The organism is Streptomyces ambofaciens ATCC 23877 (genome assembly GCF_001267885.1).
GTDB lineage: Bacteria > Actinomycetota > Actinomycetes > Streptomycetales > Streptomycetaceae > Streptomyces > Streptomyces ambofaciens.
Window position 1 is genome coordinate 8,096,441 of sequence record NZ_CP012382.1, and the last position, 19,587, is coordinate 8,116,027.

Consider the following 19,587-nt stretch of genomic DNA (forward strand, 5'->3'; position numbering starts at 1 on the left):
CGCAACCGACCTCGCCGGACTCCACGGAGCGCCGGAACCGCGGCTGGAGCAGCTCACCGAACGGGACATGACACTGCTGCCCTTCACCGATTCCACTGTGGCGGGAGTTCGCCGAGATGAGCTACATGTCCGAGCGTCCATTCATCGTGGGCGACGGCGATATCCGCGACACCTTCGGACTCAAGCCTTTAACGCTCCGGGAAGCGCTGGCGGCCTGATGCGGCGGTGGGCGAGCCGGGATCCCGACCCGCCCACACGTGGACATGAGGTGTGAGGGGTGCTCGACGATCGCCGCGCGGTCCCGCACTGCGCAAGCGCATGAGACCGGGGGTGCGGCAAGGAGGGTGGTGGCCGTCGGGTGGTAGGGGGGCCAGCACCACCCCCGTCCGGGCAGCCAGCTGGATGGTCCGCGGCGCCGGGCCTCCGTAGCGTTCCGGTCATGGAGATCACGAAGAGTACGCGGTGGGGCCGGTCCGGACGGTGGCGTGCGGGGTTGGCCGTGGCCGGGGTCGCCGCAATCGGGACCGCATCGCTTCTCGGGCCGGGCACCACGGCCGAGGCCATGGGCGCCGGCGGCGCGGACGCGCGGTCGCGGCTGCAGCGGGACGCGGACGCGGTACGGGACACGGGAGCCACCGGGCTGACGGTGCTCGCCCGGGACGCGGCCGGGCGCGAGACGCAGGCCCGGTCCGGCACCGCGAGCCTGAAGGACGGGGGCCGGGTGCCCTTCGACGCCTACTACCGCATCGGCAGCGACACCAAGACCTTCACGGCCGTTGCCGCGCTCCAGCTCGTCGGCGAGGGCACGCTGAGCCTCGACGACACCGTCGAGCAGTGGCTGCCCGGGGTGGTCGCCGGCAACGGCAACGACGGCAGCCGCATCACCCTGCGCAACCTGCTCCAGCACACCAGCGGCCTGGCCAATTACACGGACATCGCCTTCGAGGACCCGGCGGAGCTGACGCCCGAGCGCTTCCACGCACAGCGGTTCCGCTCGCAGACCCCCGAGGAGCAGGTCGCCGCGGCGATGGAGCGCGCCCCCGGCTGGCTGCCGGACGCGGACGATCCGGGCGCCGAGACGCAGTGGGCGTACTCCAACACCAACTACGTGCTGCTCGGGATGGTCATCGAGAAGGCCACCGGCAACCCCTGGGCGCAGGAGGTGCACGACCGGATCATCGAGCCGCTGGGGCTGCGCCGCACGCTGATACCGGACACCTCGCCGTACGTGCCGATGCCGACGGCCGCCGGGTACACGCAGTTCCCCGGCCGGGACGACCTCACCGACACCACGCTGGCCGTGGGCGGGGGCGCGGACGGCGGCATCATCAGCACCACCCGCGACATGAACACCTTCCTGCGCGCCCTGATGGGCGGCCGGCTGCTGCCGCCGGAGCAGCTGGAGCAGATGCGCACCACCGTCCCGGCGCCCGGCTACGCCACCGACGGCAGGACCCGCTACGGGCTCGGCCTCGCCTGGCGCCCGGCCGAGGGCTGCGGGGGAGGGGTCTGGTACCACGGCGGCACGTCCTTCGGCACCGCCTCCGAGACCGCCGTCACGCCCGACGGGCGGGTGTCGGCCGCGGCCGCTGTCTTCACCACGCGCTTCGGTGACGAGAAGCGCTTCCTCGAGCAGGCGGAGGCCGCGGTCCGCCTGCTGGACCAGGCGGTGTGCGGCGACCGGAAGCGCGGGTGACCAGGGGCGCACACTCGCAGAGGACACCGCTTGATTCCTTCGGTAGGAGTCGCGTCGTCGAGAACGTGGGCCGACAACAGGTCCACTCGAGCAACTTCAACGCCGACGGCTTCGACTCGCTCTATCCGAAGTACAAGGGCGGCCGACCCAAGACCTTCACCGTCCCGGAACGCCGTGAGACCAAGAGGTTCGCCAAGTCCCGGCCGGGCGAGCACGGCCTGCCGTTCTCGGTCTGGAGCCTGACCTAGCTGGCGGACTTCCTGGTCGCTGAGGGGGTGGTCGACGACATCAGCGACGAGGGCCTGCGGGTCCTGCTCCGCGAGGAGGGCGTGTCGTTTCAACGCGTGAAGTTCTGGAAGATCTCCCGCGACCCCGACTACGCGGCGAAGAAGGCCCACGTCGAGCACCTCTATGCGATCGCCGACGTCGAGGTCGTAGCCGAGGGTGGCGAGCCCGAAGTCGTCTTATGCCTCGACTGGGCGGTCCGGACGCCGCCGACAAGGAATGACACTCAGTGAGGGGGCGTTAGCTGCGCAGGCGCTGACGTTCCCTCTCACCGGGCTCGAGGCTGGAGGCGAATTCAGGAAATCTGACCAGTGGTCGCCGCCGCGTCGGCGATCCCAGGGACCGGCTTCGCGGCAGAAGGCGGCGTGCGGTAGGCGCGAAGGGGCGCGTTGGTCGCGGCCACGGCGGCGATCGCCAGGATGGCGGACAGCCCGCCGAAGACCAGGGAGAAGGAGGCGGAGGTGGCCGACGCCGACAGGCCACCACGGAAGTTGCCGAGTTCGGGGCCCGCGACACCGATGACGTGTTCTACCGAGGAGACCCGTCCCCGGTACGCGTCCGGGGTCTCCAATTGGACCAGGGCACTGCGGGTGACGACAGACACGGTGTCGGCAGCGCCCGCCACGGCCAGGCAGCCGAGGGCCAGCCACAACGGCCCCGCCAGACCGAAACAGGCCAGCGCCAGGCCCCAGACACCGGCTGCGGACATCTGGACCAGGCCGCCACGGTGCCAGCGCGTCACCGTACCGGAGAGCAGACCAGCCGTGATCCCCCCGACCGCGACGGCCGAGAGGAACAGGCCGAGGGTCTGCGGGTTTCCCCCGAAGCGGATCTCGTTGACCAGCGGGAAGAGCGCGACGGGCATGGCGAGCAGGGTTGCGGACAGGTCGGTGGCCATCGAGCCCCACAGCGTTGGGCGGCGCAGGACGATCCGCCAACCGCCACGCTCCGGCCGGCGTCTGCCGCCTGCCGCGTCGGCGCCTTCGGGCCGCATGGCAGGCAAGCGGATCACCGTGAGCATCGAGACGACCATGGCCACGGCCTGGGTCGCGTATGCGGCAGAAAGGTCCCAGCGGGCGATGATCAGTCCGGCCATGGCGGGACCGGCCAGCATCGCGGCCTGGAAGGAGACGTTGGTCAGCGCAAGACCGGCCGCGACCTGGTCGCCCGGCAACAGCCGGACCGGGAAGGTGCGCCGGGCAGGAGCGCCGAGAGCACCGCTGCTCGTCCCCATGGCTACCAGGGCGAGCAGCAGCAGCACGTTGCGGTTGTCCGCCAGGGCCTGGGCGCACAGCCCTGCGGCGGCCAGCAGTTGGCCCGCGGTGGTGGCCCGTACCACTGCACGGCGGTCAAAGGTGTCGGCCAACGTGCCGCCGAGCAGACCGAACAGCACCATCGGCAGGCCGGTGGCGAGCCCGATGGCACCGGTGCCCACTGGGCTGCCGGTCAGATCCCAGACCTGGGCCAGCACCGCCACGTTGGCTATCTGTCCACCGACTTGAGAGACCGAGGTGCCGATCCACAGGTCGCGAAACGACTGACTGCTACGCAGCGGGCGGGTGTCGAGGAACCGGACACGGACGCGCCCCTTCATCGCGGTGGCTCGACGAGGTGGTGGAGGATCCGCTGTCGCATCGACCGGCGTTCCAGCGCCCGCCGCACCTCCTCGACAACGGTGGTCATCGCGTACGGGATCTCGCCGTCCAGCTCGGCAACTGTCTCGTGGGTAGCGCGCCACTCCGCCTCCAGGAACGGCACCAACGACCGGCCGCGCTCGGTCAGGTCGATTCTCCGGGTGCGGGCGTCAGGCCCCGGCTCGGAGGTGACCAGATCCTCCTTGCGCATGGCGGCGACGGTCTGGCTGATCGCGGAGTGCGAGCGGTCCAGGGACTTTGCAAGCTCGCGAATGGTCAGTGGCCCGGTGTGGGCAAGCCGGATCAGCGGATAGGCGAACCGCGGCCGCACCCCCTCGATGCCACGCTCGACGTAGACCTGCTCGATCTCGGCGTCCATGGCGGCCAGGAGCTCGTGCAGGGCATGCCAGGGATCGGGCACAGCTGTGGGATCTGAAGATGTCACAGGACTAATATAACAGCGCTGTGATAATCGAGCCTCCGGGGAGGGATGGAAGTACTTCCGTACGTCCTCTGCCTTCTTGTGCCGCGACTTCGCCATCAGCATCAGCAGGCTCGCCCCTCCCTCGCCGAGGTGGGTCAACCCGGAGTGCCGCCACTCATACAAATCCCAGCCCGTGCCCGGCTCACCGCCGATCGGTTGGTTCGGGACGTGGCACCTGTTGTTGATGCTGCTGTGGCTTGTTTGGTGGTGTGTGTCTGACGCGGTTGTGTCGTTCCTGCGGATGCGGCGTTGTTGCGGCTTTCGGGGCTGAGCGGTGTGGGACCCTCGGCAGTGATCTCGCCTCCGGTCGGTGGGCTGAGCGCAGCGGTGACCTGGCCGGCCTGGATGCGGCGGATCTCGGTCTCCGTTTGCCCATCGTCTGACCCGCGTTGCGGGGGCAGCGTCGTGGTGGCTCTTGGCCGGCCTGCTGGTTCGGGTGGTCAGGGAGCCCTTCCCGTGTGGCGCCCGGTCAGCTGGTCTGGGCTTGTTCGGCTTGGGCCTATGGCGGGGGTGAGGCGGTAGGATTCGGTGCCGGTCTGGGGGTGGTGCTGTTGAAGGTCGGCCGGTCGACGGTGGCCGTGCAGGGCCGGGGATCGGTGAGTGTCTTCGTCCCGTTCGCTGAACCCTTCGTTCGCGATGGCGACGAGAGCGTGCACATGCTCTTCGGGGAATGCCTCGTGGATGCGGGAGGCAAGCACCCGGTGGGCTGCGCTGCGGAGCGTCTGCAATTAGCCGTGGCTGGTGGTGGGTTGGGTGGGTGTGGTGGTGTGGGTGGTGGTGAAGATGGTGGTGTTGTTTTGGGTGCCGGTGATGGTGTGGGTGGTGGTGTGGTTGGGGGTGGTGGGGTGGGGGGTGATGTGGATGTGGAGGGGTGTGTGGTATTCGGCGTAGTGGTGGAAGGTGGTGTTGAGGGTGGTGGTGTGGGGGCCGCTACTGCCGTTGCCGCCGTTGGCGTTGCTGTTGCCGCTGTTGTCGTTGCCGCTGTTGGTGTTGCTGCTGTTTGAGCTGTTGCTGTTGCTGTTGCTGTTGCTGTTGCCGTTGGTGGTGTTGGTGGTGTTGGTGGTGTTGGTGGTGTTGGTGGTGGTGTGGTGGGTGGTGGCTTGTTGGGCGGCTTCGAGGAGGACCATGCCGGGGTAGTGGTCGGTGGTGTGTTCGAAGAGGATGGGGTGGTGGGGGTCGGGGGTGAGGAGGTAGGTGTGGGGGTGGGGGGTGGTGGTGAGGACGGTGTCGGTGGGGTGGGTGCGGCCGGTGTGGGTGGGGGGGATGAGGTGGTGGGTGGGTCGGGTGGTGGGGGGTGGGGTGGTGTGGGGGCGGAGGCGTTTGTAGGTGTTGGGGGAGATGCAGGTGAAGCGGCCGCTGCCGGTGGCGGTGAGGTGGTGGTTGTGGTGGATGTCGACGGTCATGGTGAATTGGGTGAGGCGGTTGCCTTTGCGGGTGGTGTGGGGGGTGGTGGCGTGGAGGGTGAGTTCGGTGGGGTGGGTGGTGGTGTGGGTGGGGGTGGGGTGGGGGTGGGTGGTGATGTTGAGTTCCCACAGGAGGAAGTGGTGGTCGAGGGGGACGTTGAATTGGGTGTGGGCGAGGTAGAGGCCGGTCTGGCGGATGGTTTCTGCGGCTTGGAGGGGGTCGTGGTGGGTGTTGTTGGTGGTGAAGAAGGTGTGGGTGCGGGGCCATTGGGCGGTGAGGTGGAAGTGGGTGTCGTCGAGGCGTTCGCCTGAGGTGAGGAAGACTTCGGCGTGGCTGGCGCGGTGGACGTACTGGCGGGGGACGGTGGTGGTGAGCCTGGGCGGGGTGTTCTCGCCGGGTGCGGGTCCGCGTCTTTGGCGGGGCAGGACAGGGTCGGCCGTCTGGATCGTCAGGGATGTCACGCTCTTGCCTCTCCACGTGGTGTGCGGTGGGTGATGGGCTCAAGAGTTCGGAGGCCATAAGATACAGACTCACCGGTTTTCTTTTCAAGGCGGTCCGGTCTCTTTCGTGGGGCGTGTTCCGCCGGCCCGCAGCCGGGGGTCAAGCGGGGGTTTTGCTTCCGCCTCCGCCCTCGCGTCCCGGGGTGTGAGGGCGGGACGGAGGGTGGGTGGTCCGTCCGGTATGAAGCGGTAGGGGCCCTTCCGGGGGTGGGGATTCCGGTTGTTTTGCGGGTGGGCTCCCTCCGCTTGCGCGGCGGGTGCGGGGCGGGGTGCCGGGGCGGGGCGGGCGGGGGTGTGCCGAGGCCGGCGGGGTTTCGGCCTGTCGTGGGGTGTGTCTGGTTCTGGCCCCCGCTGCCCCGTTGATAAAACCGGGGGAGCGGTTTTATTTTGTGGGGGTGCTGATGTCCGGCCCTCTTCGGAGGGCCCCTCTGCCGGCTCCCTGCCCGGAGCCCTGCCGGATCCCTGCGGGGAAGTCCTGGCGGGTCTCCTCGCCGGGGGCCCGGGCGGGTCTGCCCTCGGGAGCTCTGCCGGATCCCCTTGGCGGAGTCCGGCCCGCCCCCCCCTTCATGGGGGGCCTGCCCGGACCCCCTCCCGGAGGGCTCTGCCGGATGTTCCCGTGGGAGAGCTCTGCCGGATCCCCATTCGGGGAGTTCTGCCGGACCCCTTTGGGGAGTTCGGGCCGGGTCTTCCTCGGGGAGGCCGCTCGGGGTCTCTTCCTCGGGGGCCGTGTCGGACTCTCTTGCGGAGGGCCCTGCTGGGGCCCCTTTTGCGGAGGGCTCTGTCGGTCTTCCCTTGGGGGGAGTTCGGGCCGGTCTCCCACGGGGAGCCCGGTGGGGGTCTCTTCTTCGGGGGTCTTGCCGGACCCTTTTCGGGGAGGCATGCCGGACTCCTTTGGGGAGTCCCGCCGGGTCTCCTCGCCGGGGGCCTGCCGGGTCTCCTCTCGGGAGCTCTGCCGGATCCCCTTCGTGGAGTCCGGCCCGCCCCCCCTCATGGGGCCCTGCCCGGACGCCCTCTCGGAGGGCTCGGTCGGTCTTCCCCTGGGAGAGTTCTGCCGGATCCCCTTTTCGGGGAGGTCTGCCGGATCCCTTTGGGGAGTTCGGGCCGGGTCTTCCTCGGGGAGCCCGGTTGGGGACTCTTCCTCGAAGGCCGTTCGGACCCTCCTCTGGAGGGCCCTGCTGGGGCCTCTTTGCGGAGGGCTCTGTCGGTCTTCCCTTGGGGGGAGTTCGGGCCGGTCGCCCTGGGGGAGCCCGGTTGGGGTCTCTTCCTCGAAGGCCGTTCGGACTCTCCTGCGGAGGGCCCTGCTGGGGCCCTTTTCGCAGGGCCCTGCAGGTTTTCCCTTGGGAGGACTCTGTTGGTCCTCCTGGGGAGTTCGGCCGGGTCCTCTTCTTCGGGGGCTGTGTCGGGCCCTCTTGCGTGGGAGTCCTGTCGGGGCTTCTTCGCGAGGGTCTGGGCGGGTCTGCTTCCTGGTGGGCCGGGCCGGCTCCTTGTCGGGAGGTCCGGGCCGGGTCTCCTTCGTCGGCAGTTCTGCCGGGTCTCCTCGCGTGGGTCCGGGCGGGTCTCCTTGTCGGGCGTCCTGCTGGGTCTGTCTCGGGGGCCTGGCGGTACTCCTTCTCCGGGGTTCGGGCCGGGTTTCTTTCTCGGGGGTCTGGCGGGGTCTCCTCGCGAGGGTTCGGGCGGGTCTCCTTTTCGGGGGTCTGGGCCGGGTCTTCTTGGGGGTTCCGGCTGCCGGGTCTCCTCCTTGGAGGGTTCGCCCCGGGGGCCTGCTGTTCGTGGGTCTGGCCTGTGAGGAACCTCCTCGGGAGGTCTGTTCTGTGCCTCCCGCCGGGGGCTTGTCCGGTGTCTCCCGTTGTGGGCTTACTCGGTGCGTCCCGTTGAGGGGCTTGCTGGGTGTCTCCCGTCGGGGGGTTTGTTAGGAAGCCTCCTGTTGGGGGTTTGTTCGGCAGTCTCCTGTCGGGGGGCCCTGTTGGGGTTTCTTGTCGGGGGTGTTGGGTGGGCTTCCTGGTGGGGGTCTTGCGGGGGTCTTCCTTTGCGGGGCTTGTCCGGGGTCTCCTCTTGACGGGGGTCTTGGCGGGGTTCTGTGGTGGGGGGTCTGGTGCGGGGCCTGGTGCCGGGGGTCTGGTGGGTGCCTCCCGTTGGGGGGTTGGCCGGTTTTGTCAGGTGACCCTTGTCGGGGTCGTGCTGGGGGGAGTTGTGATGGTGTCTGTGCAGGGGTGCCCGTATGCGTTTGATGCGTCGGGTGGGGATGTGCAGGGGGAAGCGGCGCGGTTGCGTGAGCGGGGGGTGGTGGCGGCTGCGGTGTTGCCGGGCGGGGTGGGGGCGTGGGCGGTGACGGGTGCGGAGGAGATCAGGGCTCTGCTGACGGACGGGCGGGTGTCGAAGGATGCCTACCGGCACTGGCCTGCGTGGCGTGAGGGGCGGGTGGAGCAGGCGTGGCCGCTGGCGATCTGGGTGTCGGTGCGGAACATGGTGACGGCGTACGGGGCGGATCACACGCGGTTGCGGCGGCTGGTGGCGTCGGCGTTCACGGTGCGGCGGGTGGAGGTGCTGCGGGGGCGGGTCGAGGAGATCACGGCTTCTTTGCTGGATGCTCTGCAGGAGCGGCCGGGGGGCGGGCCGGTGGATGTGCGGCGGGAGTTCGCCTGTCTGCTGCCGATGCAGGTGCTCACCGAGCTGTTCGGTATTCCGGTGGCCTACCGGGAGCGGCTGCGGCGGATCATTCTGGGGTTCTTCGATACGGCGGTGTCGCTGGCGGACGCGCAGCGCAATGCCGCGGACCTGTATCAGATGATGGATGATCTGGTGGCGTGCAAGCGCAGGGTGCCGGGGGACGATCTGACCAGTGCGCTGATCGCGGTGCGTGACGAGGACGGTTCGCGGCTCAGTGAGCGGGAGCTGGTGGACAATCTGATCCTGCTGTACACGGCCGGGTACGAGACGACGGTCAATCTCCTGGACAACACGATCGCGTTGCTGCTGGCCCATCCCGGCCAGCTCGAGCTGGTGCGTTCGGGCGTGGCGGGCTGGGACGACGCGGTGGAGGAGGCGCTGCGGCTGGAGGCGCCGGGTGCGAACGGCATCCTGCGTTTCGCGGTCGAGGACGTGGAGGTGGGCGGGGTGGTCATCCCCGCGGGTGACCCGGTGGTGATCTCGTATGCGGGGGCGGGGCGTGATCCGGTGGTGCACGGCGAGGACGCCGGCCGCTACGACGTCACCCGCGCCACGCGCCGCAGTCACCTGTCCTTCGGGCACGGCACGCATTACTGCATCGGTGCTCCGCTGGCCCGGATGGAGGCGCAGATCGCGCTGAGCGGCCTGTTCACCCGCTTCCCCGGCCTGCAGCTCGCGGTGGCCTACGAAGAGCTGCGTCCGCTGCAGTCGTTCATCTCCAACGGTCATCGTGAGCTGCCTGTGCTGCTGGGTCCCGCGGCGGCCGCCGGTGCGGGTGCGGGTGAGGGGCGGGCCGGGGAGCAGCCCGCGGCGCGGCCCGTCCCGGCAGCGACCGCCTGAGCGGAAGCAAAGAGAGAGGGGGCAGGGCGGCGACGTGACCCGCCGCCCCCTCGAAGACCCTCCAGCCCCCGCCGGCCTTCCGTCCGTCCAGCCGTCCGGCCCCCGCCGTCCTGCCGGCCGTCCGGCCCCCGCCGTCCTGCCGGCCGTCCGGCCCCCGCCGTCCTGCCGGCCGTCCGGCCCCCGCCGTCCTGCCGGCCGTCCGGCCCCCGCCGTCCTGCCGGCCTTCCCTCCTGCCGGCCTTTTGTCCCCTGGTTCTTGGCCTTGGGCGCCCGGTCCTTCGGCTCCGTCTTCTTCCTGGTGCTTCCGGCCCTCAGGGGCTTCTGCCTTTTCCGGGTTTTGTGCTCTGCGGGTTGCGGGCCTCCGGCCTTTCCACCCTGGCCTTGCGGCTTTTCTGTTCCGCCGGCCTTCCGCCCCGCTGGGCCTTCGGCCTTCCGGCCCCGGTCCTTCGGACGTTCAGGCCCTGTCCGACGGATCATGTGACTGCCTCGGATTCGAGTCGTTGGCAATGTTCATGGGGCGGGGAGATCCGACAGACGGCGAATGGGCACGCTTGCGTCCGCGCCTGCCGAAGTCCGGCCAGAGGGACGGGCGTGGGGTAAGCCGTCGCAGGGTGATCAACAAAATCCTCTTCCGGCAGCGCACCGGGGTGCCGTGGCGGGATCTGCCTGCGCCGACGGCAGATCAAGCACACCGTCCCCGAACCGGGCAGCCGGCGGGCCAACCGAAAGCATCGTGGCGGCCGGCCCACCGGCTTTCGGCAAGACGATCTGCAAGCCAAGGAATGAAGTTGAGCGGACGATCAACGCCCTCAAGCGCTTCCGGGACGTGGCCACAAGGTTCGGCAAGCGCGCCTACGTCTTCCAGGGCACCGTGACTGTCGTAGCGATCCGGCTCTGGCTTCGGGCGTAGATCCATTATCCCCATGCGGGGAGGTGCCTGTCACCGTTCTCAAGAATGATCTTTACGTCTGATCTGCCCCTTTAGGCTTGCGGGCAACAGGCACAACGTAGCGAGCCAAACTGGGAGTTGAGAGTGGCGCACGACGTTGCCGCGCTGGCCGTGGAGCTCGCGGACATGGCTGCAGCCGATCACCAGTGCGCAGTCCGCGCGAACAGCGATGACCCTGCCGACCAGCTGGCCTGGCGGCGGCTGACCGCCCGGCACGGTGACCGGCTGGGCGAGATCATGGACGAATACGGCTGGCCCACGGCAGAACTGGTCGGTGAGGAGGCCGCACGCGCAGCCTGGCTGATCGCCCAGCACGCCGACCGGCAACTCGATGTGCAGCGGCGCGCCCTCCACCTGATGCAGCAGGCGGTGTCGGCGGGCGCGGCAAGCCCGCGCGAGCTGGCCTTCCTGTGCGACCGCACGCTGGTCAACGAGGGACGCAAGCAGGTCTACGGCACTCAAATCGCCGGCCTGAAGGACGGGGCACCGATTCCGTGGCCTTGTGAAGAGCCCGAGCGCATGAACGAACTCCGAGCAGAAGTCGGGATCGAGCCCTTCGACGAGTACGTTGCCAAGTTCTCCCCGGCCTGACGCGCTGTTCCCAGTCGCGTGCTGCGGATCATTGCCCCAGGCTCGCTGCCGCAGGCAATGACCCGCCGGACCGGACCTGGCACTCCGGCCGCAGGCCGTGGTCTTGTTGCTGGAGTGCGGTGGAGTGAGGCGGCCGTCGGTCGTCGGCGGGATCGGGCTGGGCGGTGGAGGCGTCCGCTACTCGAGTCCTGCGGCGCGGTGGGCGTCTTTGATCTGGTGGAGCCTGGCCAGCGTTGTCGGGGTCCACTTTCTTCTCTGTCCGGCGGCGTGGAGGGCTTCTTCGACCTCGCTGAGCTTCGCGCAGGACAGCACGCCCGCCCGCTCGATCAGGTCGTCTTGGGCCACGGTGGTCAGCCAGGTGCAGGGAGTGAGGCCTGGACGCGGGAGGGCGAACCGCAGCACGCCTTCGAAGGGGAGTCCTTCCTGGGCGCCTATCGCCACTTCGACGCCCAGGCCGCTGATGTCGACGCCCGCTGGTGCAACGACCTGGATGGCCTGGAGCCCGGAGGGCTCGTCGCCCGACAGCAGCACGATGGGACGTCGCTCGTCGAAGTCGGCCCACCAGACTTCGCCGCGTTGCATGTGTCCTCCTGGCACGAGTCGGCGGGCGGACGCTGCGTGCCCGAGCGGGAGACGGAATACGGCCCGTCTTCGCACGTCGTGACCGCGGGGGGGCCGGTGAAGACGGGTGCGGATCATCGGTGATCCCCGGCGTGGGAAGACGGAAGACCGTGCGATGTGGACGCGAGTCACAGCGTAGACCCTGTCCGCCGGCAGGAGGCGTTCGAGGTCCTGATGGGCCCCGGCAGCGGGCCGGACAGCGGCCGCTTGAACCCCGGCGTCGGGTAAGGGACTTGGTACAGGGCTGCCGTCGGGCCTGCCGCGCGGGAACTGCTGGAGCACCGCCGGGACCGGGGACGTGATGAAAAGACGCGCACAGCGGTCCAGGGGCCTGCGGCCTTCGGGTTTTCAGGTCCCCCGTCATCCGCACCCGGCCCGGTTCCCCGCCCCTGCCGGGCTCTCGGGCCCTGCCGGCCTTCGGGCCCGCCCGCCTTCTCCGCCTCCCTCAAGGTCCTGCGGATGGTGGTTCGCGGGTCTTCCGGCCGCCGGTCCCTTGCCGGGGGAATCTCTGGAAGCCGGCCCGGGGCTGCTCCTGGCCCTGCTTGTCCGCTCCGTGAACTGAGAACTGTGGGCGGTCGAGCGGGTGTGCCGGCGGCTGGATCCGGCGTTCCGGCGGGTCAACCCGGAGATCCTGGGGAACAGGGACCCGTTCTTGCATGCGCAATTGGCTTCGTTCACTTCGGACAGCAGCGTTTGTCTGCTGGTTCGGGCAGCAGTTGGTGATCTTGAAGTTCATGGATGGTCACGAGAGACAGCAGCAAGTCCGTGGGACAGTCAGCCGCCTGTGACAGTGTGTTCGATCAAGGAATCGCGCAACGCGCGAGGGTGTCGCTGCCGGCCCGTCAGGCGTCGAAACGGCCGCGTGCACTCTCGATGTGCCCGAGGTGCTGGTGGGTCCAGCCGCAGATGGCGTCGACCGCGGTGCGCAGGGCCCGGCCCGGCTCGGTGAGGGTGTACTCGACTCGCGGTGGCACGGTGGGGTGCACCTTCCGGTCGACCAGGCCATTGCGCTCCAGCATGCGCAGGTTCTGGGTGAGCATCTTGTGGCTGACGCCCTCGACCTCGTTGCGCAGCTCGCTGAAGCGCAGGGTGTGCTCGCCGAGCGCCTCGATGATCAGGAGCGCCCACTTGTTGGCGACGTCCGAGAAGATCTCCCGCGCGAGGGAGTCGGCGCGCCGCAGGTCAGCGTCCTCGGGCAGGCCCTTGAGCAGTTGCTTGGTCACCATGGGGTTCCTCAGTCACGAAAAAGTGCGTTCTTCCAGATCAGCCATCACTCTCCTACAGTCCCTGAGTAACTACAAGAGAGCACACCGGAAGGGGCGCGCGCACCGTGACCACCATGGACGTCTTCAACTACAACGTGCCGGCCGAGAGCGACTTCGGCTACTCACAGGCGATCAAGTCCGGCGAGCTGATCCATGTCTCTGGACAGCTCTCGTTCGGTGAGGCAGGCGAGTTCCTCCACGCGGGCGACTTCGCCGCCCAGCTCGAGCAGACCTACGCCAACATGGACAGGGTCCTGGACCACTACGGCTGCACCCGGAACCAGGTCGTCTCGCAGACCCTGTACGTGGTGAACCTGCGGCAGAACGCCGCAGCGACGGCGGAGGGCAACCTGGGGTACTTCGGCGGCCACCGCCCGGCCAGCACGGTCCTGGGCGTCCCTGAACTGACCTTGCCCGGCCAGGTCATCGAAATCAGCTTCGTCATCGACACGAAACTGCCCGCTTGAGGTCTCCTCCCCGCACGCTCTCCCGCCAGCTGCACGGCCACGTCGCCGAAGCCGGCCTCCGCCTCAATGCCGGGCGGATGAGCATGCGGGATGAACCCCGATGGGCGCCGTGCCCGCCTCCACCGCGATCTGAGGCTTCTGCGCCGGCGACGTGAACAAGGACACGCACAGCGGTCCAGGGGCCTGCGGCCTTCGGCTTTCCAGGTCCCCCGTCATCCGCACCCGGCCCGGTCCCCCGCCCCTGGTGTCTCGGGCCCTGCCGGCCTTCGGGTCCGCCCGCCTTCTCCGCCTCCCTCAAGGTCCTGCAGATTATGGTCCGCGGGTCTTTTGGCCGCCGGTCCCTTGCCGGCGGAATCTCTGGAAGCCGGCCCGGGGCTGCCCCTGGCCCTGCTTGTCTGTGAACTGTGAACTGTGGGCGGGGGAGCGGGGCGAGGGGCGGGTTTCGGTCATGGAGGGCGGGTTCGGGTTGTGGCTGGTGACTGGCGGGCGGACCGGGTCGGGGCTGCGCTGAGAGGGGAGAACCCGACGGTGCTGCGGCGGCTGACAGCAGGGTTCGCGGTGATCGGGGATGTGCAGTTCCTGCCGGGTTACTCGGTTCTGCTCGTGGACGAGCCGGGTGTGGAGCGGTTGTCGGACCTGCCGAGGGCGAAGCGGCTGGCGTTCCTGTCCGACCTCGACCTGCTCGGTGAAGCGGTCGAGCGGGTGTGCCGGCGGCTGGATCCGGCGTTCCGGCGGGTCAACCTGGAGATCCTGGGGAACAGGGACCCGTTCTTGCACGCGCATGTCTGGCCGCGGTTCGCGTGGGAGCCGGCCCATGTGGTGGGTGCGCCGGTGTGGCTCTATCCGCGTGAGCGGTGGAGTGAGGAGCACTCCAGGCTCGGTGGGCAGCATGACGCGCTGCGGGAAGCGCTCGGCGGCGAACTGGACCGGCTGCGCACAGTGACCTGACGTTCCCGGCCTGCCGGCCGTCAGGGCCGGGGGAGTGGCGAAGAGGCGTGCGCCTCGGCCGGGTTCGGGTTCGGTGAAGTGTCTTTCTGCCGTGCTTGCTGGATACGCCTGCGGCGTGGGGTGGGTGTGCCTGCCGCGGCCGGGTCTGCACCTGCCGCTCCTGCGGGTGCGGGTGCGGGTGCGGGTGGGGGAGGGGTGGTGTTTCATCGGCACGGCCCCGGGCGGGGATGCGGGTCTGCCATGTCCGCGGCGGACTCCCGCCGCTTCGGCCGGCGTGGTCGGCATCGGCTGCTCTCGCGAAGGGGGCTCTCCCGGACCGGGCCGCCCCGGTGAGCGGCCGGCCCCGGTGGGGCGGGGTGGTGGTCCGTGTGCCGGGTCAGGCCGCCCCGCGAGTGGTTCCGGATGTCTCACCGGCTAGGCATCGGTGACGTCCCGGGGCGTCACCGGGTGGAAGGAATCGATGTCCTCCATGAAACTCAACATCCGGGCGTTGACGAGGTCGGGGTGGTCGATCTGCGGCCCGTGGCCGGTCGCTGCGACGATCTCGGCGCGGGCGCCGGGAATCACCCGGGGAACGCGTTCGAGCTGACGCTTGGGGTGCACCAGCAGGCTGCGCTTACCCATGATCAGGTAGAACGGCGTGCGGATGGAGCCCAGCTCGGCGTCGGACAGCGGCAGTGGAGCGGGACGGCGTATCCGGAAGGCCTTCACGCCGGCCTGGATCCAGGCGCGCAGATCCGGATCGGATATGACCGGCTGTTCCAGCCACTTGGCGAGAGCCGGGCGCAGCCGCTTGGGAGCGAAGGTGGCGAAGAGGCTGGCGAAGATCCAGACGAAGAAGCGGAGCCCCACCTTCTCCAGCCCGCCCGGGTCGAGGGCGGTGACGGAGACGATCCGTTCGGGCCGGCGGTGGACTTGATTGATGACGAGCCAGCCGCCGTAGGAGGAGCCGACGAGGTGGACCTTGTCGAGGCCGAGGACGTCGAGGGCCTCGTCCATCCACTGGGCGGCCCGCTCGGGTTGCCACATCGGCTCGCGGTGGATGCTGCGGCCCGGGTCGCCGGGGGTGTCAAGGGCGTAGACCGGGCGCTCGGCGCTGAGCGCGGCCGTGTTGGGGTACCACATCGCGGAGCAGCCGCCCGAGCCGTGGATCAGGACGACCGGCGTACGGGCCTCGGCCGCCGGGTCCGCGGGGCCGTACCGGTAGACGTGAGTCGTCCCGAAGCTCGTCTTCACGTCGGTCTCGGAGCGGATCGGTGCACCCTTCGCGTACAGCACGTCGCAGGCGGCGAAGTAGCGGTCGCGCAACTGGTCGTTGACGTAGCGCCCTATGTCGCGGCGCGTTCCGGGCGGGTTCTCGGACATGGGCTACCTCCGTGAGATCCACTCTTTATGATACGACCGTACCATATTGGTGATACGGCGGTACCATGAAAAGGAGCCCTTGAGCCGGACCAGACGGCGAACAGGGATCCCACCAACCCACCACGGCCGGAGACACCACGGATGCCCAAGCGCGTGGACCACGATGAACGCCGCACCCAGATCGCTGAAGCACTCATCCAGGTCGCAGGCCGGCAGGGCCTGCACGCAGTCGGCATGCGTGACGTCGCCGCCGAGGCGGGCGTCTCACTACGCCTGGTGCAGTACTACTTCCAGACCAAGGAAAAGCTGCTCTTCCACGGCCTTCAACACCTGACCGACCGCTTCACCGAACGCGTCGGCGCCCGCCTCGCCGCTGCCGGCCAAGACCCGGGCCCCCGCGCGACCATCGAGGCTCTGCTGCTGGCCTCGCTGCCGACCGACGAGGAGAGCCGAATCTTCCACCTTCTCTACAGCTCCTACTCGATCCTGTCCGTGACCGACGAGGCCCTCGCCACCCAGCCGTTCATCGACAAGCCCGACGACGCCGAGAACGCCATTGCCCAATTGATCCAACGGGCACAGAAGACGGGCCAAGCCGACTCTCGAGCCGACGCCCGCACGGAGGCGATCAGCCTGCTCGCCATGACGGCAACCATGGGCACCAGCATCCTCGTCGGACAGCGCACACCGGAGTCCGCCACCGCGGCACTCCAGTACCACCTCGACAGGATCTTCAATCGCAGCCAGGCCTTGCCTACGACCCGGTGACTTCCGCTCTTGTCTTCATTGGCATCGGCCTGAGGTGCTGTTGAGCTGGGACATCAGCTCGCGGTTGGTGGCCCAAGTGGCTGCCGGATCCTCGTCGCGTTCACCAAGCTGCGAGTTGACCTCCGCAACTTGCGGCTCGAGGTGGGTCAGCTTCTCCTCGAGGGCGTCGGCATCGTGAAAACTCCGAGCCCAGCAGCCTGCCAGGCCTCCTGACCGAGGACATGGGACAGCCGTTGTTCAAGCTCATGAACTGCTGGACCTGGCGGGTCGTCGGCAAGTTAGCGAGGTACGGCCTGGAGGAAGCGGCGACTGACCTCGGACCCAGAGGACCCTGCCGACGGTTGCACAGCACAGGCCAGTACGGCGGCGTGGAGATCGCCGTGCCGGTAGATCAGTTGCGGTGCACGTGCGCCAGGCGCGCAACGACAGACAAAGCGATCTTCAGCCTGCCGCAGGTCAGTCGTCGAAGGCGGCCAGGACGCGGCGGCGTCCGCGGACTGAATCGTCCAGAGCATGCCTTCGCGAGCGGGTCGGCAGGCAGCGGCCAGCTAACGCTTCCCCGCCTGGCCGGATACCGCTCGCGGCAGAACGGATGACGGCCCGCCTCGTGTCTCAGCTCGGAACACTGAACAGTCTTCGGGCGAGGGACCACACACGCGGAGTGTACTCAGCCAGGCAGTTTCGCTGCGTAGATCCAGTCGAAGCCGTCGTATCCGGGGCCGTCGAGATGTTCTGCCCGCATCAGGCCGGCACGTGCCGCCACGCGCTGCGAGGCAGCGTTAGCCGGTCTGACTCGGGCGATCAGCGGGAGGTCGGGAACGTGGCGCGATACCCAGTCGGTCACTGCAGTCGCCGCCTCGCCGGCGAAGCCCTGACCCCATGCCGAGGCGGCGAAACGGTAGAAGAGGTTGAGAACGTTCATGCCATTCAGGTCCATGGGCTTGACCCCGCAGAACCCCAATTGCCGGGCAGAGTTGTGGCGTCGGACAACCCAGTACCCGTATCCGCAGCTCTGCCATTGGTTGTTCCAGCGCTGATAGAGCTCCTTGGCCTCTTCAGGCCGGGCGAGGGCGTCGGAGGGATTGTGCAGGCAGGTTGCGGGGTCACTGTGGATCGCGAAGATTGCCTCGATGTCGGCTTCGGTCGGACGCCGCAGTGATAGTCGGGCGGTCGACAACTCTTCCCCCGCCAGGTCCCATTCGCTCATACGAAGATCGTAGAGTCATGAAGATGACGGCGATGTGGAGTCCGGCGAGGTAGACAGTGGCGGACTCGCTCCCGGCCTCAGTCGTTCAGTACAGCCCCCACACACCCGCCCTCCGGGCCGCCCGGCACCGTCGGACGCTGACCCAGCCTCTAGGCACCAACGTCACCCAGAACCGGAGATATGGAACAGGCACTGAGTGTGGGTGTGGGCCGGGGCGTGGGGGTGTGGTGGCGGTCGGTGTGTGGGCGGGCAGCGGTGGCTGGGCCGCGTGGACCGGAAGGGGGGCGGGGGTTGTCGTTGCCGGTTTGCGGCAGGCACAGCGGGCGGGCCGGGGCGGGTGTCACTCGGTGATTGCCGGGACGGGACGGGGAGTGGGGCGGTGCCGTCGGCGGCCCGGGGTGTGCTGCTTGGCGGTGGTGCGGGGGCGGCCGGTGCCGCAGGCGGGGCGCGGGGCGGGGCGGGGCGTTGCGGGAAGGGCCGGGGAGTGCCGTGTCGTTGACGGGGTGCAGGTGCCCGGGTTCTCCCGTGGGGCGGGAGGTGGAGTGCAGTACCGCGTCGTCGTGTCTGGTGCGGGCCGGCGGGCGGGGGCGGGTGTGCGCTGTTGCGGCGGTGTGCGTTGTTGCCGGTGTGCCTGGCGTGGGTGGTGGGGGCCGGCTGGTGCGGGACGGTTGAATCCGCACGCCCGGTTGTGAAAGCGGGGTGTGTGCCCCGTGGCGTGGTCGGGGGCCGGTTGCTGCTGTGACCAGCGGCGGGTGCGTCGTGAGGGGTTCTGGCCGGTCCCGGTGGGGGTCGGCCGGTGTGAGAAGTACGTGCATGCTGACACGTGTTGGCTTGCGAAAATACGGACTCCCTGGTTTTGTTTTGGGGTGGGGAGCGGTGGTGTCTTGCCCGTTCCTGAGGCAAAGACCGTCGGGAGGTCCCGTGGCTCGGCAGGAACGAGCGATCCGTACCCAGTTGTCGATCCTGAAGGCTGCGGCCGAGGTGTTCGACTCCCATGGCTACGAGGCCGCGACCATCGGGGAGATCCTCAGACGGGCGGGTGTCACCAAGGGGGCGCTGTATTTCCACTTCCCTTCCAAGCAGGCTCTGGCGGAGGGGGTGCTGGAGCAGCAGTTCTCCGTGATCCGGGTGCCGCCCGGTCCGTGCAGGCTCCAGGAGTTCGTGGACACGGGTCTGATCGTGGCCTACCGCATGCGGCGTGATCCGCTGGTGAGCGCGGTCGCCAGGCTGAGTCTGGAGCAGGAACTGCGTGCGGAGTACGGCTCGTCGGCGATCCGGCAGTGGATCGGGGCGTCCGAGGTGCTGCTGGGTGCCGCGAAGGAGCAGGGTGAGCTTCTTCCGCATGTGGTGCCGGCCGAGAGTGCGTGGCTGTTCTCCGCGGCGTGGACCGGTACGCAGCTCTACTCGCAGATCCTGCTGGGGCGCGAGGACCTGGAGGAGCGGGTGGTGGCTCTCTTCCGGCACCTGCTGCCCAGCATCGCCGTGCCGGCCGTGCTCAGCAGTCTGGAGATCACCACCGAGCGGGCGGCCCGGCTCGGTTCGGCGAGCGACGCGTTGCTCGAGGGGCCGGGCGAGCAGGCGGACTCCCCGCAGGAGGAACGCACGCAGCAGGCGGCGGCCGCGGCCACCGCCTGAGGAACAACACCCCGCGGTGCACGCCCGGCCGGTGCCAGGCCCGGCCCGGCTGCAGCCGCACCCGGCCGGCTACGGCCGCGGCCGCGGTCACCGGGCTCCTCGCCCGCACACCCGCCACCCGCCCGCGCGTGCGTCTGCCCGCTTCCTGTCGCGCGTCTGCCCCACGGGGGTGTGGCTGCCGCCTGTGCGTGCCTGCCGCCCCCTGTCCTCGCGTCTGCCGCCCGCGCAGGGGCCTGCCCGCCCCCCTGTGGGTGCGTCTGGC

14 protein-coding genes and 5 pseudogenes are annotated in these 19,587 nt (G+C 69.3%); 11 read left to right on the forward strand and 8 right to left on the reverse strand.

Translation table 11 applies throughout. The annotated features are described in order from the left end of the window. Window positions 1-439: 439 nt before the first annotated feature. Window positions 440-1,696 (forward strand): serine hydrolase domain-containing protein, encoded by a 1,257-nt coding sequence (locus SAM23877_RS35195; RefSeq protein ID WP_053141940.1) that lies wholly within the window; start codon window positions 440-442, stop codon window positions 1,694-1,696. Window positions 1,697-1,788: 92 nt separating this feature from the next. Beyond that, window positions 1,789-2,172: pseudogene (locus tag SAM23877_RS41985) on the forward strand (helix-turn-helix domain-containing protein); the annotation flags it as partial. A 104-nt stretch (window positions 2,173-2,276) separates the two neighbouring features. On the opposite strand, the gene SAM23877_RS35205 reads toward SAM23877_RS41985, so the two are convergent. The 4 genes and pseudogenes from SAM23877_RS35205 to SAM23877_RS41890 all read right to left on the reverse strand — a co-directional run bounded on the left by SAM23877_RS35205 (window position 2,277) and on the right by SAM23877_RS41890 (window position 5,964). Then, window positions 2,277-3,575 carry an MFS transporter gene (locus SAM23877_RS35205; protein ID WP_053141942.1) on the reverse strand — a complete coding sequence of 433 codons (1,299 nt, stop codon included), beginning with the start codon at window positions 3,573-3,575 and terminating at the stop codon, window positions 2,277-2,279. Next, window positions 3,572-4,060: a MarR family winged helix-turn-helix transcriptional regulator gene (locus tag SAM23877_RS35210; RefSeq protein ID WP_053141944.1), complete on the reverse strand. Its 489-nt coding sequence runs from the start codon at window positions 4,058-4,060 to the stop codon at window positions 3,572-3,574. Before SAM23877_RS35210 ends, SAM23877_RS35205 begins: the two co-directional genes overlap by 4 nt. A gap of 30 nt (window positions 4,061-4,090) precedes the next feature. Continuing rightward, window positions 4,091-4,240: pseudogene (locus SAM23877_RS41625) on the reverse strand (site-specific integrase); the annotation flags it as partial. A gap of 587 nt (window positions 4,241-4,827) precedes the next feature. Continuing rightward, window positions 4,828-5,964 carry a ScbA/BarX family gamma-butyrolactone biosynthesis protein gene (locus tag SAM23877_RS41890; RefSeq protein ID WP_053141946.1) on the reverse strand — a complete coding sequence of 379 codons (1,137 nt, stop codon included), beginning with the start codon at window positions 5,962-5,964 and terminating at the stop codon, window positions 4,828-4,830. A 2,232-nt stretch (window positions 5,965-8,196) separates the two neighbouring features. Here SAM23877_RS41890 and SAM23877_RS35220 point away from each other — a divergent pair. The 4 genes and pseudogenes from SAM23877_RS35220 (at window position 8,197) to SAM23877_RS35225 (ending at window position 11,049) form a co-directional block, all read left to right on the forward strand. Then, the gene (locus SAM23877_RS35220; protein WP_053141948.1) at window positions 8,197-9,510 is read left to right on the forward strand and encodes a cytochrome P450 family protein; all 1,314 of its coding nucleotides are present in this window, start codon (window positions 8,197-8,199) and stop codon (window positions 9,508-9,510) included. Between the two features lie 511 nt (window positions 9,511-10,021). Then, a pseudogene (locus SAM23877_RS42260) lies at window positions 10,022-10,120 on the forward strand (IS5/IS1182 family transposase); the annotation flags it as partial. A 55-nt stretch (window positions 10,121-10,175) separates the two neighbouring features. Beyond that, a pseudogene (locus SAM23877_RS42265) lies at window positions 10,176-10,419 on the forward strand (IS5/IS1182 family transposase); the annotation flags it as partial. Window positions 10,420-10,542: 123 nt separating this feature from the next. Continuing rightward, on the forward strand, window positions 10,543-11,049 hold the full coding sequence (locus SAM23877_RS35225) for a DUF6624 domain-containing protein (protein ID WP_053125929.1): 507 nt from the start codon (window positions 10,543-10,545) through the stop codon (window positions 11,047-11,049). Between the two features lie 177 nt (window positions 11,050-11,226). On the opposite strand, the gene SAM23877_RS35230 is transcribed toward SAM23877_RS35225, so the two are convergent. Continuing rightward, window positions 11,227-11,631: a type II toxin-antitoxin system PemK/MazF family toxin gene (locus tag SAM23877_RS35230; RefSeq protein WP_053125927.1), complete on the reverse strand. Its 405-nt coding sequence runs from the start codon at window positions 11,629-11,631 to the stop codon at window positions 11,227-11,229. 610 nt (window positions 11,632-12,241) lie between these two features. Here SAM23877_RS35230 and SAM23877_RS41640 point away from each other — a divergent pair. Beyond that, a pseudogene (locus SAM23877_RS41640) lies at window positions 12,242-12,337 on the forward strand (diadenosine tetraphosphate hydrolase); the annotation flags it as partial. A gap of 175 nt (window positions 12,338-12,512) precedes the next feature. On the opposite strand, the gene SAM23877_RS35235 reads toward SAM23877_RS41640, so the two are convergent. After that, a complete protein-coding gene (locus SAM23877_RS35235; RefSeq protein ID WP_053125924.1) occupies window positions 12,513-12,896 on the reverse strand; it encodes a winged helix-turn-helix transcriptional regulator in 384 nt (127 codons plus the stop codon). 104 nt (window positions 12,897-13,000) lie between these two features. On the opposite strand from SAM23877_RS35235, the gene SAM23877_RS35240 reads away from it, so the two are divergent. Together SAM23877_RS35240 and SAM23877_RS35245 are read left to right on the forward strand one after the other, a co-directional pair. After that, entirely contained in the window at window positions 13,001-13,402 is a 402-nt protein-coding gene (locus SAM23877_RS35240) for a RidA family protein (RefSeq protein ID WP_053125922.1), read from the forward strand. A 468-nt stretch (window positions 13,403-13,870) separates the two neighbouring features. After that, on the forward strand, window positions 13,871-14,350 hold the full coding sequence (locus tag SAM23877_RS35245) for an HIT family protein (RefSeq protein ID WP_053125920.1): 480 nt from the start codon (window positions 13,871-13,873) through the stop codon (window positions 14,348-14,350). Window positions 14,351-14,764: 414 nt separating this feature from the next. Here SAM23877_RS35245 and SAM23877_RS35250 read toward each other — a convergent pair whose 3' ends face one another. Further along, window positions 14,765-15,715, reverse strand: a complete 951-nt coding sequence (locus tag SAM23877_RS35250) for an alpha/beta fold hydrolase (protein WP_053125918.1) — start codon at window positions 15,713-15,715, stop codon at window positions 14,765-14,767. A gap of 141 nt (window positions 15,716-15,856) precedes the next feature. On the opposite strand from SAM23877_RS35250, the gene SAM23877_RS35255 reads away from it, so the two are divergent. Further along, window positions 15,857-16,483 carry a TetR/AcrR family transcriptional regulator gene (locus tag SAM23877_RS35255; protein ID WP_053125915.1) on the forward strand — a complete coding sequence of 209 codons (627 nt, stop codon included), beginning with the start codon at window positions 15,857-15,859 and terminating at the stop codon, window positions 16,481-16,483. A 667-nt stretch (window positions 16,484-17,150) separates the two neighbouring features. Here SAM23877_RS35255 and SAM23877_RS35260 read toward each other — a convergent pair. Further along, window positions 17,151-17,690 (reverse strand): GNAT family N-acetyltransferase, encoded by a 540-nt coding sequence (locus SAM23877_RS35260; RefSeq protein WP_053125913.1) that lies wholly within the window; start codon window positions 17,688-17,690, stop codon window positions 17,151-17,153. 921 nt (window positions 17,691-18,611) lie between these two features. On the opposite strand from SAM23877_RS35260, the gene SAM23877_RS35265 reads away from it, so the two are divergent. Next, entirely contained in the window at window positions 18,612-19,325 is a 714-nt protein-coding gene (locus SAM23877_RS35265; RefSeq protein WP_053125912.1) for a ScbR family autoregulator-binding transcription factor, read from the forward strand. Window positions 19,326-19,587: the final 262 nt, after the last annotated feature.